The organism is Nonomuraea roseola, from assembly GCF_039535395.1.
In the GTDB taxonomy this organism is placed as follows: Bacteria; Actinomycetota; Actinomycetes; order Streptosporangiales; family Streptosporangiaceae; genus Nonomuraea; species Nonomuraea roseola.
The window spans coordinates 179,213-195,979 of sequence record NZ_BAAAXC010000015.1; the positions used below are offsets into that span (position 1 = coordinate 179,213).

Below are 16,767 nucleotides of genomic sequence, written 5' to 3' on the forward strand. Positions count from 1 at the left end.
CCGACAAGGCCAGAGTAGTCGAACAATCAGATGCGGAACGGCTTGCGTGTCCTTTGCCCAGTGAGGAGACTGCGTTGACAGTGCGCAGTCACCCGATCACCCTAGGAGATGTGTTGCTTCGGATCCTGGTCGCCGAGCACCTGCCGCTGGTACGGCGGGGCCTGGTCGCCTCGCTCGCCGCTGAGGCCGATCTCGAGGTCGTCGCCGACGTCGGCCACGGCCAGGAGGTCGGCGTCGCGGCCATGGAGCACGAGCCCGACGCCGCCGTCATCGACCTCGACCTGCCCGACCTCGGCGGGCTGAACGCCGCCGCCCGCCTGCGCGAGGCGGCGCCGGGGTGCAGAGTGCTGATCCTGTCCGCCCAGCCCAACCCCGGTCAGGTGCGCAGGGCGTTCGAGGCGCACGCGGTGGGCTTCATGAGCCTCGAGGTGGCGCCCGAAAGCCTGGCCGAGGGCCTGCGGGCGATGGGCGCGGGCGGCAGGGCCGTCGACTCGGAGCTGGCACTGGCCGCGCTGGAGTCGGCCGCCAACCCGCTGACGCCGCGCGAGCGCGACGTGCTGCGCGTCGCGGCGGGCGGCGCCCGCTCCACGGAGATCGCCGGCGAGCTGTTCCTGTCGGTCGGCACGGTCCGCAACCACCTGTCGCGGATCATGTGCAAGACCGGCGCGCGCAACCGCATCGACGCGGTGCGCATCGCCAGCGACTCGGGCTGGCTGTAGGGCCGTCCAGCCCGCCTGCCCGCCGATCTCGCGGCGAGCAGGCGGTCTGACTCGGCCGAGCCCCGGTGGAACCGCGCCGCTCCTCCGGGACCCGGGCTCTTGGGGGTCAGCAGGGAGTCTCGCTCCCCAGGCCCTGCTGGTCGAGCAGTGTCAGATGGGGCTGCTCGCCCGCGGCCGACGAGCGCATGAACGGCAGCGTCACCGGGTCGTCGTGCAGCGCGGCGGCCACCGCGAACAGCACGCCTGCCGTGCCTGTGGCCAGGTCCATCGACAGGCGCAGCAGCCGCTCGCCGGGGAAGGCGAGATGGGCCTGGTAGCGCACCGCGTGGCAGCCGAGCCCGCGCAGCTGCGTCTCGACCTCGGGATCGTCGCCGCGCTCCCTGGCCAGGTAGGCGAGCAGTCCCGCCCGTCCGGTGAACAGGCCCGGCTGGAAGGAGAACGGCGTGCGGGCCGCCCTGTCGAGGGCGCCGTGCGCGAGCAGGAGGTCGTCGTCGTGGCGCCACCTGAGGTATTCGGCCAGCACCCAGGCCAGGCCCGCGCCTCCCCTGTCAAGGTGTGGCGAGGCGTCGCCCTGCGCCGCCCTGCGGCCGAGGTCCTGCCGCAGGGCGGCCTCGGCCAGGTCGAGCAGGCCCGGCTCGCCCGTGCGCTCGTGCATGCGCAGCAGGAACAGGGCCGGGCCCGCCGAGCCGTACATCAGGCCGGTGCGAGGGGCCGAGGGAGCGGGCTGCCTGCCGCTCAGCCGCGTGGCGACCAGGTCGGCGACGTCGTAGGCGCGCAGCAGCAGCTGCGACTCGCCGGTGAGGTCGGCCAGGTGGGCGAGATTGAGCCCGATGCCTGCCAGCCCACCGTGCAGGTCGAGGCCGAGCGACTCCCACCGCCGTCTGGAGGCGAGCTGCACCAGGTCGAGGGCGTCGGCCTGCCTGCCGAGGCGGGCCAGCGCGTGGGCGATGCCGTGCAGGCCGTCGTAGAAGCCGAGCCTTGCGCCCTCGGGCGGGCGCATGGCCCGCTCGAGCAGCCAGCGCTCGTGCTCGGGGAAGCGGCCTGAGCCCGCGGCCTCGAGGGCGAGCAGCACGCCGGCCGCGCCGTGGGCGAGGTTGAGCCCTCCGGTGGCGAACTGGGCGATGTCGCCGGGGAAGAGCCTGTCGTCGCGCTCGGGGGTGGCCGAGGACAGGATCGCCATCGTCATCGACCTGCGCAGCCGCTGCCAGCGCTCGGGGTCGGGCAGGGTGGCGGAGTACCAGGCGGGGATGTGCGCGCCGGGAACCCTCTTGGCGCGCCGTACCCCGGTGATGGTGCGCACCGCCTCGTCGAGGAAGGCGCGGGGGACGGGGTAGGACTCGCGGATGAGGTCGGCCAGTTCGGCCGCCTTGAACCTGTCGATGCGCAGCAACTCGGTCACCGGCAGGAAGAGCGCGAGGCGCAGGCGGGCCGTGGCGTGGTGGTCGACGTCGGCCCCCGTGACGCCGTCGGGGACGGCGAAGGCGCCGCCGCCCGCCTCGTCCAGGGGCACGCACCGCTCGTAGCCGACGAGCGCGACGCCGCCGTCGGGTCTGACGATGACGTTGCCGGGGTGGAGGTCGCCGAAGACCAGTCCGCGCGCGTGGACGGCGGCCACGGCCGCCTCCACCTTCGCGCACAGCTCGAGCGCCCACGCGGTGTGGTCGGCGGCGCCGCGGCCCTGCCTGCCGAGCCTGTCGAGCGGGGTGCCCTGGATGTGCTCCAGCACCAGGAAGCGATGCTCGCCGACGGTGTGCTCGCCCAGCAGGGCGGGGACCGCGTCGAGGCCCGCGAGCCTGGTCAGCGCCTCGCGCTCGCGTCCGAGTCTGGTCACCGCGTCGGCGCCGTCGGCGTCGAGCCCCGCGTGGGGCCTGGCCTCCTTGATGACCACCCGCGTGCCGGTGCGCTCGTCGCGCGCCAGGTGGACGCCTCCCCCACCGGTAAGGCGCAGAGCGGCCTCGACGGTGTACGGCAGGCGGTCGAGCGCGACGGCCCGCCCCGCCTTCAGGTGAGGCATGAGGAAGGCGGGCAGCCGTACCCACGCGGGGGTGGCGAACACCGGGCCGTGCCACTCGGGCACCAGCCTGCCGTCGTGGTCGGCGATGGCGGGTTCGAGCCTGCCGTCGGGCCCCGCGCAGTGGCGCTCGGCGAAGGCGCCGTAGCGGACGTGCAGCGGACCCCCGCCGATGCGCAGGCCGCCGGGGAGGGAGGGGCAGGGCCGGCCGTCGAGCAGCGCGCCGAGGTCGGTGAGCGCCCGCTCCAGCCTGGTCTCGTCGACGGGGTAGAGCGTGGCGAGCTCGCCGCCCGCGCCCCTGCCCGCGTGCTTGGCGTTGCGCAGGTGGAGGACGTGCTCGCCACGCAGGAACGTGAAGGCCAGGCCGGTCCGCACGCAGTAGGACCACACCGTGTCCATCACGAGGGCCGCGTCGCCAGGGCGGGCGGAGACCTGGATCTTCCAGCCCTGCTCGGGCAGCCCCGCCTCGACGGGGCGCAGGGCCACCAGCTCACCCTGCTCGGTCCGTGCCCAGCCGGTGGGCGCGGGCCTGCTGGCGTGGACGAAGTCGGCGGCGCCGTCGATCACCGGTGAGTCGTAGAACAGGGGGTCGACGAGGCAGTAGAGCTCATACCTGTTGTCCACGCCTTGAGAATCTCAAGCCTGATCCACCGCCAGACAGTGACTCAGCTCACGATCTGGTCGTGTCATTCGTCATGGTCGCCAGATGAGCACGAGCGCGCAGTCGTCGTTGTGACCCGAGGCCATCGAGTTGACCAGGGCTTTGGCTCCGTCGCGGAAGCCCTTGGGAAGCAGCCTGTCGGCCTCGCCCAGCAGCCTGTCGAGCCCCGCGTCGATGTCGCGGCCCGGTTGCTCGATCAGGCCGTCGGTGTAGAGCAGGAGCGCGTCGCCCTTGCGCAGCACTCCGCTGTCGGGCTCGCAGTGCAGGTCGGGCACCACGCCGAGGACCACTCCCTTGGCCGAGGCGATCTCCCAGTTGCCGGTGCCCGCGTCGAGCTTCACCACGGGCGGGTGCCCGGCCGAGGTGATCGTGTACTCGCCCGTGGCCAGGTCGAGGCGCAGGTGGACGGCGGTGACGAAGCCCTCGTCGCCGCGCTGGCGGTGGAGGTAGGCGTTACAGGCCTGCAGGAAGTCGTCGACCGAGCCGAGCAGCCCGCCGAACGTGCCCGACAGCAGCAGCGCCCTGGTGCCCGCGTCGACGCCCTTGCCGGAGACGTCGACCAGCGCCAGCTCCACCTGGTCGCCGTCGCGCATGGAGACCAGGAAGTCGCCGCCGAAGGAGGAGCCGCCCGCCTGCTTGAGCACGACCTTGGCGCCCCAGTCCTTGGGCAGCTGGGGCAGCTCGCTCTGGCTCTTGAGCCTGTCGCGCAGCTCCAGCAGCATCGCGTCGCCGCGCAGCCCCTGCACGCCCAGCTTGCCGCGGGTGCGCGCCATGAGCGCGGCCAGGACCGCGGTGAAACCGATGGTGACCATGAGGCCGAGACCGATCCTGTTGACCCCGAGGACCGCTCCAACGTATGCGAGCGAGGCCAGGACGCACATGAGCAGGACCGCGAGGCTGCGCAGCCGCAGCTGCAGCCCGCCGACGAGGGTGACGAGGATGAGCAGCGAGGGGGAGAACCACTCGGTGGACACCCGCGCCGCCAGCGCGCCGATCAGAAGGGTCAGCACGCCCAGGGTGATCAGCAGGTTGCGGTCTCTGGCCAGCGGCCCTCGCCGCATGAATCTGACAACGGGCACCAAACCCGGCACCTTGACGAGCAGCGCTCGGAGCCGTGGCGGGATGAGCGGCGCCGGACGTGACTTCATGATGCGCTCGACTGTATCGGTCTCTCCTCGATTTGGGCAGCCCACTTGACCAACGCCTTGATCATTAGGGACGGATATTGGGTGGCCCTCCCCCTTTGCCCGCTCCTACCGTGGACGGATGAGCTATCCGATCCGCCCCATCTCGGAAGACGAGTGGTCCTCCTTCAGCGGCGTGCTCGCCGAGGGCTTCAACTGGACGCCCCACCCGATCCAGTCCGAGCGCTGGAAGTCCAACACCGAGTTCGACAGGACGCTCGCCGCCCTCGACGGAGACGTCATCGCCGGGGTCACCGGCATCCACAGCTTCACGATGACCGTGCCGGGCGGGCAGCTGCCCGTGGCGGGTGTGACCGCGGTCAGCGTCCTTCCCTCCCACCGCCGCCGCGGCATCCTCTCCCAGCTCATGCGCCGCCAGCTGGCCGACGTGCGCGAGCGCGGCGAGGCCGTGGCCGCGCTCTACGCCTCGGAAGCCGTCATCTACGGCAGGTACGGCTACGGCAGGGCCTCCGACGGGCTGTCCCTGCGCATCCCCAAGCACGGCTCGGCCTTCGTCGCGGGCGCGCCCTCGGACCCGGCGCTGAGAATCACCGTGGCCAAGCCCGCCGAGGTCAGGGCCACGCTGGAGAGCGTCTACGAGTCGATCCTGGCCGAGCGGCCCGGCCAGTACCGGCGCAACGAGCACTTCTGGACGGCCGTCCTGGCCGACGAGGAGTTCGACCAGGACGGCGCGGGCGCCCTGCGGTGCGTGCTGGCCGAGGACTCCGACAGGGTGCGCGGCTACGCGCTGTTCAGGGTCAAGTCCCTGTGGGGCGACAACGGGCAGCCCGACGGCGAGCTGCTGCTGCGCGAGCTCTACGCGACGGACCCTGCGGCCCACGCGCTGCTGTGGCAGTCGTTGCTCAACCGCGACCTGGTCGGCAGGGTCAAGGCCACGCGCCCCGTGGACGACCCGATCACGCAGTGGCTGACCGACGTCCGCTACCTCAACGCCTCATGGGGCGACGAGCTGTGGGTGCGCCTGGTCTCGGTGGACGCGGCGCTGAGCTCCCGCGCCTACTCCGCGCCTGTGGACGTGGTGCTGGAGGTGGCCGACGACGTGTGCCCGTGGAACGCCGGCCGCTGGCGCCTGACCGCCGACACCGCCTCGGCCTCGTGCAAGCCGACCGGCGAGGCGCCCGACGTGTCGCTGCCGGTGGCCGTGCTCGGCGGCGCGTACCTGGGCGGGGGCTCGCTCGACGCGCAGCACGCCGCGGGGCTGCTGACCGAGCACAGCGCGGGCGCCGTGCGCGCGCTCGCCACCGCTCTGTCGTGGTCGCCCGCCCCTTGGGCGGGTCTCGTCTTCTGATCCCGTACGGCAGGCCTGTCCGGCGCCTCCGCGGTCACGTGGTCCCCTCCACCGCGGGCGCGCCGCCCAGCAGGACTTCGCCTCCCGCCGTCACGGCGTACAGTCGAAGGCATGGCACTGCAGAGCTTGCAGATCACGGCGATCACCGCGATGCGGGCGAGAGACGTGTCGAAACCCTCGCAGGAGCAGCAGGACGCCGCCGACCGACGGCCGCTGCGCGACGAGAGCCCGCGCCGTGAGGCGAAGGCGCGGGAGGAGCACCCTCGAGGGGAGGGCCGTTCGCGCGAGGAGAGCCCGCGCAAGGGCTTCCGCCGCAGGTCGTGACCCGCGGCGGCCGACATGGCGGAGGACGGAGCGGACAGGCAGAGCGGCGGGGGCAGGGCTGCGGGCAGGGCGCTACGGCAGCGCGGGCAGCTGGCCGATGGTCTCGTAGGACGACAGCTGCGCGATGCGGCGGCTGTGGCGGGCCGCGCCGGAGAAGGCGGTGGCGAGGAAGACCTCGACGAACCTGGTCGCCTCCTCCTGGGTGTGCATGCGCGCGCCCACGCTCACGACGTTGGCGTTGTTGTGCTCGCGCGCCAGCTGCGCCGTCTCCTCGCTCCAGGCCAGGGCGGCGCGGATGCCGCGCACCTTGTTGGCGGCGATCTGCTCGCCGTTGCCCGAGCCGCCGATGACGATGCCGAGGCTGCCCGGGTCTCCCGCGACTCCCTCCGCCGCGCGCAGCACGAAGGCGGGGTAGTCGTCCTCGGCGTCGTAGACGAACGGACCGCAGTCGGTCACCTCGTGCCCGTGGTCCTTCAACCAGGTGGCAAGGTGGTTCTTCAGCTCATAGCCGGCATGGTCGGCACCGATGTAGACACGCACCCGTCCAGTCTCTCAGGTTCCCTGGGCACGTTCGACGGCGGTCCCACGCTAGAGTAAGAGGCTGTTGACCTTCCCAGTCCTTACAGGAGAAGACGGCCCCATGCGCGAGATCCGGTACATCGGCGACCCAGTGCTGCGCACCCCCGCCGAGCCTGTCGTCGACTTCGACCGCGAGCTGCGCAAGCTGATCGACGAGATGTTCGAGGCGATGTACGCGGCCGACGGCGTGGGGCTGGCCGGGCCGCAGATCGGCGTGTCACGCAGGCTGTTCGTCTACGACTGCAGCGGGCGCAAGGGGCACCTGATCAACCCGGTGCTCACCGTCGACGATCCCGAGGTGGTGCTCGACGAGGAGGGCTGCCTCTCGGTCCCGGGACGCGACACGGGCAGGCCGCTCTACGCGCCCACCCCCAGGGCGGCGGGCGTGCGCATCGAGGGCGTGGACAGGCTCGGCAGGAAGGTGCGGCTGAGGGCCAGGGGCCTGCTGGCACGATGCTTCCAGCACGAGAGCGACCACCTCGAAGGCACGCTCTACGTCGACCGCCTGCCGAAGAGCGAGGCCAGGAAGATTCTCCAGCGCACCCCGTAGACCGCTCGCCGGGGTCGCCGCTCCCAGCGGCCGGGGAGTGGTGGGTGCCGCGGGATGATCCTTCGGCGCTCAGAGCTGGAGGGACTTGATCTCGAAGTACTCCTCGAGACCGTGCTCGCCCAGCTCCCTGCCGATGCCCGAGTGCTTGTAGCCGCCGAAGGGCGCCTGCGGGTTGAACTGGCCTCCGTTGATCGAGACCTGCCCCGTGCGCAGCCGTCTCGCCACCGCGACCGCCCGCTCCTGTGTGCCGGCCCACACGGCGCCCGCCAGCCCGTAGCGGGTGCCGTCGGCGATCTGCACCGCCTGCTCCTCGCTGGTGTAGGGGATGATCGACAGGACCGGCCCGAAGATCTCCTCCTGCTCGATCGTCATGCCGGGCTCCACGCCCGCGAAGATCGTGGGCTCGATGAAGTAGCCGCGCTCGGTCGAAGGCTCGGTGCCGCCGATGATGAGGCGCGCCCCCTCCTCCTGCCCGGTGTTGATGTAGCGGACCACCCTGTCGCGCTGCGCGGCCGAGACGAGCGGGCCCAGCCTGGTCGCCTCGTCGAAGGGGTCGCCGATGGTGTACTTGCGGGCCGCCTCGACCGCCATGCCGACCGCCTTGTCGTACTGGTCGCGGTGGACGATCATCCGCGACCAGGCCGAGCAGGTCTGGCCCGAGTTGACGAAGGCGTTGGCGACGCCCGCCTTCACCGCGCTCGCGAGGTCGGCGTCGGGCAGGATGAGGTTGGCCGACTTGCCGCCCAGCTCGAGCGCGACGCGCTTGACGCTCTCGGCGGCCAGGGCGGCCACGCGCCTGCCCGCCCTGGTCGAGCCGGTGAAGGAGACCATGTCGACCTCGGGGTGGGCGGCGAGCGCCTCGCCGACCACCGGCCCTGCCCCGCTGATCAGGTTGAACACGCCTCGCGGCAGGCCCACCTCGTGGAAGATCTCGGCCAGTTCGTAGGCGGCCAGCGGCGCGACCTCGCTGGGCTTGAGCACGACCGTGCACCCCGCGGCGAGCGCGGGAGCGACCTTGCAGATGATCTGGTGCAGCGGGTAGTTCCACGGCGTGATCGCGGCGACCACCCCCGCGGGCTCCTTCACCACGACGGAGTTGCCGACCCTGGCCTCGCGCGGGTAGGACTCGGCCAGCTGCGCGTAGAAGGCGAGCACCCCTGCGGGCATGAGCGTCTGCACCTTGAGCGCGAAGCCGTACGGCGCGCCCATGTCGGTCGCGATCGTCCTGGCGACGCTCTCGGCCCGCTCCTTCAGCAGGTCGGCGGCGGCGGCGAGCAGCTTGCTCCGCTCGGCGGGAGCCGTGGCTGCCCACGCGGGGAAGGCGGCGCGGGCGAACAGCACCGCCGCCTCTGCGTCATCGGGGGCTCCGGCCGGAACTCGGTCGATCGTCTCCTCGGTGGCCGGGTTGACCACGTCGATGCCCTCGCCCGAGACCGAGGCGGTCCACGCCCCGTTGATATAGAGATGACGCATGGTCCCCATCCTTGCGCGTCGAAGGTCACAAAGCGAGTGGTCGGCGCGTCACGCGGGGTGTCTGCGCCACCACCCGCCCCTCTGCCGCCTCCCAAGAGGGTACGGCGAAGCGCCGCGGTTAGGGGGAGATGTCCGAGATCGCGGCCAAGGGGGCCGTGGGGCCGATCGCCCCGGGGAGTCCAGGGCGATCGCCATGCGCAGGGGGTCAGTCGAAGACGGGGCGGCGGGTGCGCGAGCGCTTGAGCTCGAAGAAGTCGTCGAAGGCCGCCACGGTGCGCACGCCGTCCCAGAGGCGGCCCGCGTCCTCTCCCCTGGGGATCCTGGTCAGGACCGGGCCGAAGAAGGCGACGCCCTCGACCTGGATCACCGGGGTGCCGACCTCCTGGCCGACCAGGTCGATGCCGCGCGTGTGCGACTCCCTGACGGCCTCGTCGTAGTCGGTGGAGTCCATGGCGTCGGCCAGCTCCCTGTCGAGGCCCGCGGCCACCAGGGCGTCGCCGATCGTGTCCCTGAGCGTGGGGCCCTCCTTGGGCCTGCCCTCGTTGTGGAAGCGGGTGCCGAGCTCGGTGTAGAGCGGGCCGACGACGTGCTCGCCGTACTTGTCGGCCGCTGCGGCGACGACCCGCACGGGGCCGATCGCGGCGGCCAGCATCTCGCGGTAGGAGTCGGAGATCTCCTTGTCCTCGTTGAGGACGGTCAAGCTCATGATGTGCCAGCGGGGTTCGATCTGGCGCACCTGCTCGACCTCCACCAACCAGCGCGAGGTGATCCAGGCGAAGGGACAGAAGGGGTCGAACCAGAGATCTACGGGGGTTCGTTCGGCCATGGGTGCGGTTCCCTCGTTCGTGATGACCTGCCCGGGCAATAACCTGGGCCCTCGGCCATAACCTGAGTGACAGTCAGGACTATTCCTGGCATGGCAGGATTCAGACAAAACCCCAATGATGTGGTGAAGAGGAGCGGATCTTGGCAGGCAACCTGACCCGTGACGAAGCTCGCGAGCGGGCCCGGCTGTTGAAGGTCGAGTCGTACGACGTCAAGCTCGACCTGACGGAGGGTGAGGAGCGGTTCGAGAGTGTCACGACCGTTCGCTTCTCCGCCGCGGAGCCCGGCGCGACGACGTTCGTCGACCTGCACGGCGCGCACGTGCGCTCGGTGGAGCTGAACGGGGTCGCGCTCGACGTGGCCGCCTATGACGAGGACAAGGGCAGGTTCCCGCTGCCGGGGCTGGCGGCGGAGAACGAACTGGTCGTCGACGCCGACTGCGCCTACATGCGCACCGGCGAGGGCCTGCACAGGTTCGTCGATCCCGAGGACCAGAAGGTCTACCTGCACACGCAGTTCGAGACGGCCGACGCCCACCGCATGTACGCCTGTTTCGACCAGCCCGACCTGAAGGCGACCTTCGAGCTGACCGTGATCGCGCCGGCCGACTGGGAGGTCGTCTCCAACGCCGCCGCCGACGCGGTGGAGGAGCTGGCGGGCCACCAGGGCCGCCACGGCGTGATGCAGGCGGCCAGACGCCACCACTTCGCGCCCACCGCGCCCATCTCGACCTACATCACCGCGCTGGTGGCCGGCGGCTACCACAAGGTGACCTCCGAGCACGACGGCATCCCGCTGGGCATCTACTGCCGCGCCTCGCTGGCCGAGCACCTCGACGCCGACAACATCTTCGAGCTCACCCGCCAGGGCTTCGACTTCTTCCACAAGGTGTTCGGGGTCCGCTACCCGTTCGGCAAGTACGACCAGCTGTTCGTGCCGGAGTTCAACGCGGGCGCGATGGAGAACGCGGGCTGCGTGACCTTCCTGGAGGACTACGTCTTCCGCTCCAGGGTCACCGACGCCATGGTCGAGCGCCGCGCCGAGACCATCCTGCACGAGATGGCGCACATGTGGTTCGGCGACCTGGTCACCATGCGCTGGTGGGACGACCTGTGGCTGAACGAGTCGTTCGCCACCTACGCCTCCGTGCTGTGCCAGGCTGAGGCCACCCGCTGGGGCAAGGGCGCGTGGACCACGTTCGCGAACGTGGAGAAGGCGTGGGCCTACCGCCAGGACCAGCTGCCCTCGACCCACCCGATCGCCGCCGACATCCCCGACATGCAGGCGGTCGAGGTCAACTTCGACGGCATCACCTACGCCAAGGGCGCCTCGGTGCTCAAGCAGCTGGTGGCCTACGTCGGCCTGGACAACTTCCTGGCGGGCGTGCGCGACTACTTCAACGAGCACGCCTGGGGCAACACCGAGCTCAAGGACCTGCTCACCGCGCTGGAGCGCACCAGCGGCCGCGACCTGTCGTCCTGGTCGAAGGAGTGGCTGGAGACCTCGTGGGTCAACACGCTGCGCCCGTCCTTCACCGTCGACGCCGAGGGCCGCTTCGAGAGCTTCGAGGTGCTGCAGGAGGCTCCCGCCGAGTACCCGACGCTGCGTTCGCACCGCGTCGCCATCGGCCTGTACTCCCTGGCCGACGGCGCGCTGACCAGGACCAAGCGGGTCGAGCTCGACGTGGTGGGCGCCCGTACGGCCGTGGCCGAGCTGGTCGGCGAGACCCAGCCCGACCTCGTGCTGATCAACGACGACGACCTGACCTACGCGAAGGTCCGCCTGGACGAGCGCTCGCTCGCCACGCTGGTGGGCGGCGGCATCTCGCAGTTCACCGAGTCGCTGCCGCGCGCCCTGTCCTGGTCGGCGGCGTGGGACATGACCCGCGACGCCGAGATGGCCACCCGCGACTACGTGCAGCTGGTCATCTCCGGCATCGAGACCGTCAAGGACATCACGGTCGTGCAGACCGTGCTGCGCCAGGCGCGCCAGGCCGTGCAGCAGTACGCGGACCCCGCATGGCGGGCCGAGGGCCTGGCCCAGCTGGCCGCCGCGCTCAAGTCGTGGATCGGCGCCGCCGAGGCGGGCTCTGACCACCAGCTCGCCTACGTCAACGCCTTCTGCGCGGTGGCCACCTCCTCCGAGGACCTCGCCTTCGTCAAGGGCATCCTCGACGGCACCTCGGCGCCGGAGGGGCTGGCCGTCGACGCCGACCTGCGCTGGACGCTGACCCACGCGCTGGTCTCCGGCGGGGTGCTCGGCGCCGCCGACATCGACGCCGAGCTCAAGCGCGACGCGACCGCCTCGGGCGAGCGTTCGGCCGCGCTGTGCAGGGCCGCCATCCCCACCGCCGAGGCCAAGGCTGAGGCGTGGGCGGCGATCACCGGCGGCAAGCTGGCCAACGCCGTCTTCCGCACGACGATCGCCGGGTTCCAGGACCCGCACCACGCCGATCTGCTCAGGCCGTACAAGGAGAAGTACTTCTCCGAGGTCGGGCGCGTCTACGAGGAGTGGACGTTCGACATGGCGCAGAGCTTCGCGGTGGGCTGCTTCCCCGCGCTGCTCATCGAGCAGGAGACGGTGGGGGCGGCCGAGGAGTACCTCGCGGCCTCCGGCGCCCCGCAGGCGCTGCGCAGGATGATCCTGGAGGGCGCCGACGGCGTGAGCCGCGCGCTGCGCGCCCGCGCCAAGGACGCTTCCTGATCTAGTTCGCGGCGAGGCCCCCACCCGGTTCCGGGTGGGGGCCTTGTTTGGTTTCAGGACGGTTTCGAACTCTTGACACCGAGACATACGGGGTCCCATATTTTCACCACTAACTTTATTTCTGAAGAAAGTCCGGTCCCTGTATGGCAGGCAGTGATCGCGGCGACCTGACCAGGACGGCGATACTCGCTCTCCTCGGGACGGTCGGTCCGCTCAGCCGTACCGAAATCGCCAGAGAGCTCGACCTCAGCCCCGCCTCCGTCACGCAGGTGACCCGCGAGCTGATGGGCCACGGCATGCTGGAGGAGCTCGATCTGAAGCCCTCGCGCGGCGGCCGTCCCGCTCAGCGCCTCGGGCTGGTGGGCAGCGCGGGGCGCGCTCTCGGGGTGAAGGTGACGGCCGACCACCTGGTGATCGTGGACGTGCGCCTGGACGGCGAGGTGCTCGGCTCGTGGGAGCGGCCCTTCGACCCTTCCTCTCCGCACGCGCTCGACGACCTCGTCAGGGCGGTGGCCGATGTGGTCGCCCAGGTCGAGGCGGCTCCCCCGCTCCTCGGCGTCGGCGTGGGCGTGCCTGGCAGCGTGGACGACCAGGCCGTGGGCACGGTCAACGCGCCCACGCTCGGCTGGCAGGCCATGCCGGTCGGCGAGCGGCTGCGCCGCAGCCTCAGCCTGCCCGTGCTGGTGGAGAACGACGTCAACGCCCTGGCCGCGGCCGAGCGCCTGTACGGCAGGGGCCGCACGCACCGCGACTTCCTGGTCCTGACGATCGGGCGGGGCGTCGGCGCCGCCATCGTGATGGACGGGCGCGTGTACAGGGGGGCGAGGGGCGGCGCCGGCGAGTTCGGCCACGTGCCCGTCGACCCCTCGGGCCCGATGTGCGGCTGCGGGACGGCCGGCTGTCTGGAGGCGTTCGTGGGGTCGGCGGGCCTGGTGACGGCCGCCAGGTCCAAGGGCCTGCTCGGCGAGGCTTCCGCCTCGGCGGAGGATCCCGACACGGGGGCCGCGACCGGCGACCCAGGAGCCCGCGCGGCCGTGGACGAGCTCGGCAGGGCGGCGGCCGCGGGCGACAGGGCCGCCCAGGACCTCTTCGACGAGGCGGGCAGGATCCTCGGCCGCTCCACCGCGGGGCTGATCAACGTGGTCGACCCCGAGGTGGTGGTGATCCTCGGCGAGGGCGTCGCGAACTGGCCGTTCTGGCAGGTCGGCTTCGACAGGGCGGTGCGCGCCCAGCTCATGCCGGGACGGCGTGACATCTCCATCGAGGTGGAGAGCTGGGACGAGACGAACTGGGCGCAGGGCGCCGCCGCGCTGGTGCTGGCCACGCCGTTCGACGCGGCCGGCGCGGCGGGCGAGCAGGGCAGGCTCGTGCGCGCCAGGCTGATCGGGGCGACGCCGTGACGCTCACCGCCGCCCCGCCCAGGACCACGCCCACCTCCGCGCCCAGGCCACCGCGCCGCAAACTGCGCTACGCGGGCACGGTCGCGGTCTTCCTGCTGCCGAGCCTGATCCCGCTGGTGCTGTTCACGCTGGTCCCGATGGCGGGCTCGCTGTGGGTCAGCCTGCACGAGTGGAACCTGATCGAGCCGATGCGATGGGTCGGGCTCGACAACTACGGCGAGGTGCTCGCCGACCCGAAGACGCGGGCCGCCTTCCTGCACACGCTCGCCTTCATCGCCGGCTACCTGCCGCTGGTCTACGCCGGAGGCCTCGGCCTGGCGATGCTGCTGAACAGGGCGATGGGAGGGCGCAACCTCTTCCGCGCGATCTACTTCCTGCCGGTGATCACCAGCTGGGTCGTGGTGGCGCTGATGTGGAAGTGGCTGCTCAACCCGGCCAGCGGCATCGTGAACTGGGCGCTCGGACTGCTCGGTGTCGAGGGCCCCGGCTGGTGGACCGACCCGACGTGGGCGATGCCGTCGATCATCCTCGCCTCGGCGTGGAAGGACCTCGGCTTCGTCATGATCATCCTGCTGGCGGGGCTGCAGGCGATCCCGAACGAGTACCACGAGGCGGCTCGGGTCGACGGCGCCTCGGCGTGGCAGCGCTTCCGGCGCATCACGCTGCCCCTGCTGTCGCCCTCGACGTTCTTCGTGGTCGTCATCTCGCTGATCAACGGCTTCCAGGTCTTCGACCAGGTGCACGTCATGACCGGCGGCGGTCCTGGCGGGGCCACCGAGGTCGTGGTCGAGCAGGTCTACAGGCTCACCTTCGAGTACGGCAGGGCGGGCGCCGCCTCGGCGCTGTCGTGGCTGCTGTTCGCCGTCGTCCTCCTGGTGACGCTGATCCAGGTCCGTGTCCAGCGCCGGTGGGTGAACTATGGGTAAGGCTCTGAAGTACCTGCTGGTCGTCGGCGGCGCGCTGGTGATGCTGTTCCCGTTCGCGTGGGCGGTGATCACCTCGATCACCCCCGGCGGCAGCGTGCTGGCCAGCCCTCCCGACTTCACCCCCGAGGGCGCCAACCTCGGCGCGTACGGCAAGCTGCTCGAGGTCACGCCGTTCTGGCGGATCCTGCTCAACAGCGCGTGGATCGGCGCGGCCTCGACCATCCTGCAACTCGTCACGAGCGCGATGGCCGCCTACGCCTTCGCCAGGCTGCCCTTCCCCGGCAGGGGCGCGCTGTTCGCCGTCTACCTGGCGACGCTGATGGTGCCGCTGCAGGTGCTGATCGTGCCGCTGTTCATCGAGATGCGGACCTTCAACCTCATCGACACCTACTTCGCGGTGCTCGCCCCCACCATCGCCTCGGCGTTCGGGGTCTTCCTCCTGCGGCAGGCGATCGCGCAGGTCCCGAAGGAGTTCGACGAGGCGGCGGTGCTGGACGGCGCCGGACATTTCAGGATTTTTGCGCTCATTGTGGTGCCTCTGATCAGGCCCGCTCTGGCGACCTTCGCCATCTTCGGCTTCATGGCCAGCTGGAACAGCTACCTGTGGCCGCTGGTGATCATCAAGTCGCCCGAGTTCATGACGCTCCCGCTCGGCCTGGCCGAACTGCACGGCCGCTTCACCACAGAGTGGAACGTCGTCATGGCCGGCTCGGTGGTCAGCGTGGTGCCCATCCTCATCCTCTATCTCTTCGCGCAGAAGCACGTCATCGCCTCAGTCGCCCAGTCCGGGCTCAAGTAAAGGATCACCCCCATGACCAAGAGCACAAGGCTCGCCGCCGCGGCCCTGGCCACCGCCGTCCTCGCCACCGCCTGCTCCCAGGGCTCGGCGACCAGGGACACCTCCGCCGACGGCGGCAAGGTGACGCTGCGCTACTTCACCTTCTCCGCCGCTCCCGACCACGTGAAGGACCTCGACACGATCGTGGCCGCCTTCGAGAAGGAGAACCCGAAGGTGGACGTGGTCGTCGAGACCGCGCCGTACGACCAGTACTTCACCAAGCTGCAGACCAGCATCGCCGGCGGCACCGCGCCCGACACCTTCGAGCTCAACTACGAGAACTTCGTCACCTACGCCAGCGCGGGCTCCCTGCTCGACCTGGGGTCGGTGGCGGGAGACTCGGCGCCCGCCGGCTATGCCAAGGAGTCGCTCGAGGCCTTCAGGCACGAGGGCAAGCAGTACGCGCTGCCCGCCTCCTTCTCCACCGTCGTGCTCTTCTACAACAAGGAGCTGTTCAAGAAGGCGGGGGTCGCCGAGCCGACCGCGTCGTGGACCTGGAAGGACGAGCAGGCCGCGGCCGAGAAGCTGACCGACAAGAAGGCAGGGGTGTTCGGCGACTTCCAGCCCGTGCAGTTCTTCGAGTTCTACAAGACGCTCAAGCAGGCGGGCGGCGAGTTCCTCTCGGCGGACGGCAAGAAGGCCACCTTCAACAGCCCCGAAGGCATCAAGGCGGCCACCTGGCTGGTCTCCAAGGTCGGCAAGACCATGCCCACGGAGGCGGAGATCGGCGGCACGGCCGACTACGACACCAACCTGTTCAAGTCGGGCAAGCTCGCGATGTGGCACAACGGCATCTGGCAGTTCTCCGGCCTCAAGGACGTGCCCTTCGAGTGGGACGTGGTCGTCGAGCCGGGTGACACCGCCAAGGCCAGCGCGGTCTTCCACAACTCCGTCGCCGCCTCCAAGACGACCAGGCACGGCAAGGAGGCCTACGCCTGGGCCAAGTTCCTGAGCTCGTCGAACGTCGCGGCCACCACGCGCATCCAGTCGTCGTGGGAGCTGCCGCCCGTCTCCGACCAGGCGGTGCTCGACGGATACCTGAAAGACCCCAAGCCCGCCAACAGGCAGGCCGTCTTCGACTCGCTGCAGTCGATCGCGCTGCCCCCGGTGATCAAGAGGCAGCAGGAGATGCAGGACGCGGTGACCCAGGAGCTCTCCAACGCGGCCGCCGGTCGCGTCTCCGTCGAGGAGGCGCTCAAGGCGGCCGCGGCCAAGGTCGACGAGCTACTCGGCTGACCCTGGCTCCCGCCGTACCGAAGAACCAC

14 protein-coding genes are annotated in these 16,767 nt (G+C 70.9%); 9 read left to right on the top strand and 5 right to left on the bottom strand.

Annotation, left to right across the window (positions count from 1 at the left end; all coding sequences use genetic code 11):
• The first annotated feature begins 110 nt into the window (after positions 1–110).
• Positions 111–719: a response regulator transcription factor gene (locus tag ABFX55_RS23845; RefSeq protein ID WP_312895545.1), complete on the top strand. Its 609-nt coding sequence runs from the start codon at positions 111–113 to the stop codon at positions 717–719.
• A gap of 106 nt (positions 720–825) precedes the next feature.
• Here the strand turns inward: ABFX55_RS23845 and lanKC are convergent, their stop codons facing one another.
• Positions 826–3,354 carry a class III lanthionine synthetase LanKC gene (gene lanKC / locus ABFX55_RS23850; RefSeq protein WP_346124424.1) on the bottom strand — a complete coding sequence of 843 codons (2,529 nt, stop codon included), beginning with the start codon at positions 3,352–3,354 and terminating at the stop codon, positions 826–828.
• A gap of 69 nt (positions 3,355–3,423) precedes the next feature.
• Complete coding sequence (locus ABFX55_RS23855; protein WP_346124426.1) at positions 3,424–4,539, bottom strand: PP2C family protein-serine/threonine phosphatase; 1,116 nt, start codon at positions 4,537–4,539, stop codon at positions 3,424–3,426.
• Positions 4,540–4,657: 118 nt separating this feature from the next.
• Here ABFX55_RS23855 and ABFX55_RS23860 point away from each other — a divergent pair, with 118 nt between their 5' ends.
• Positions 4,658–5,884 carry a GNAT family N-acetyltransferase gene (locus tag ABFX55_RS23860; RefSeq protein ID WP_346124428.1) on the top strand — a complete coding sequence of 409 codons (1,227 nt, stop codon included), beginning with the start codon at positions 4,658–4,660 and terminating at the stop codon, positions 5,882–5,884.
• Positions 5,885–5,995: 111 nt separating this feature from the next.
• Positions 5,996–6,208, top strand: coding sequence for a hypothetical protein (locus tag ABFX55_RS23865; protein ID WP_346124430.1), 213 nt, complete (start codon positions 5,996–5,998; stop codon positions 6,206–6,208).
• Between the two features lie 72 nt (positions 6,209–6,280).
• Here ABFX55_RS23865 and ABFX55_RS23870 read toward each other — a convergent pair whose 3' ends face one another.
• The gene (locus ABFX55_RS23870) at positions 6,281–6,748 is read right to left on the bottom strand and encodes a ribose-5-phosphate isomerase (RefSeq protein WP_346124432.1); all 468 of its coding nucleotides are present in this window, start codon (positions 6,746–6,748) and stop codon (positions 6,281–6,283) included.
• 100 nt (positions 6,749–6,848) lie between these two features.
• On the opposite strand from ABFX55_RS23870, the gene def reads away from it, so the two are divergent.
• Positions 6,849–7,337: a peptide deformylase gene (def, locus tag ABFX55_RS23875; RefSeq protein ID WP_346124434.1), complete on the top strand. Its 489-nt coding sequence runs from the start codon at positions 6,849–6,851 to the stop codon at positions 7,335–7,337.
• 69 nt (positions 7,338–7,406) lie between these two features.
• On the opposite strand, the gene ABFX55_RS23880 is transcribed toward def, so the two are convergent.
• Positions 7,407–8,810 carry an aldehyde dehydrogenase family protein gene (locus tag ABFX55_RS23880; RefSeq protein ID WP_346124435.1) on the bottom strand — a complete coding sequence of 468 codons (1,404 nt, stop codon included), beginning with the start codon at positions 8,808–8,810 and terminating at the stop codon, positions 7,407–7,409.
• Positions 8,811–9,015: 205 nt separating this feature from the next.
• Positions 9,016–9,636: a mycothiol-dependent nitroreductase Rv2466c family protein gene (locus tag ABFX55_RS23885; RefSeq protein ID WP_346124437.1), complete on the bottom strand. Its 621-nt coding sequence runs from the start codon at positions 9,634–9,636 to the stop codon at positions 9,016–9,018.
• A gap of 140 nt (positions 9,637–9,776) precedes the next feature.
• Between ABFX55_RS23885 and pepN the strand changes: the two genes are divergently transcribed.
• The 5 genes from pepN (at position 9,777) to ABFX55_RS23910 (ending at position 16,738) form a co-directional block, all read left to right on the top strand.
• Complete coding sequence (gene pepN, locus ABFX55_RS23890) at positions 9,777–12,338, top strand: aminopeptidase N (protein WP_346124439.1); 2,562 nt, start codon at positions 9,777–9,779, stop codon at positions 12,336–12,338.
• A 143-nt stretch (positions 12,339–12,481) separates the two neighbouring features.
• On the top strand, positions 12,482–13,738 hold the full coding sequence (locus tag ABFX55_RS23895; RefSeq protein WP_346124441.1) for an ROK family protein: 1,257 nt from the start codon (positions 12,482–12,484) through the stop codon (positions 13,736–13,738).
• Positions 13,735–14,664, top strand: a complete 930-nt coding sequence (locus ABFX55_RS23900; RefSeq protein ID WP_346124442.1) for a carbohydrate ABC transporter permease — start codon at positions 13,735–13,737, stop codon at positions 14,662–14,664. Before ABFX55_RS23895 ends, ABFX55_RS23900 begins: the two co-directional genes overlap by 4 nt.
• On the top strand, positions 14,657–15,463 hold the full coding sequence (locus ABFX55_RS23905) for a carbohydrate ABC transporter permease (protein ID WP_346124444.1): 807 nt from the start codon (positions 14,657–14,659) through the stop codon (positions 15,461–15,463). The genes ABFX55_RS23900 and ABFX55_RS23905 overlap by 8 nt, the downstream gene beginning before the upstream one ends.
• A gap of 12 nt (positions 15,464–15,475) precedes the next feature.
• The gene (locus ABFX55_RS23910) at positions 15,476–16,738 is read left to right on the top strand and encodes an ABC transporter substrate-binding protein (RefSeq protein ID WP_346124446.1); all 1,263 of its coding nucleotides are present in this window, start codon (positions 15,476–15,478) and stop codon (positions 16,736–16,738) included.
• The last annotated feature ends 29 nt before the right edge of the window (positions 16,739–16,767 follow it).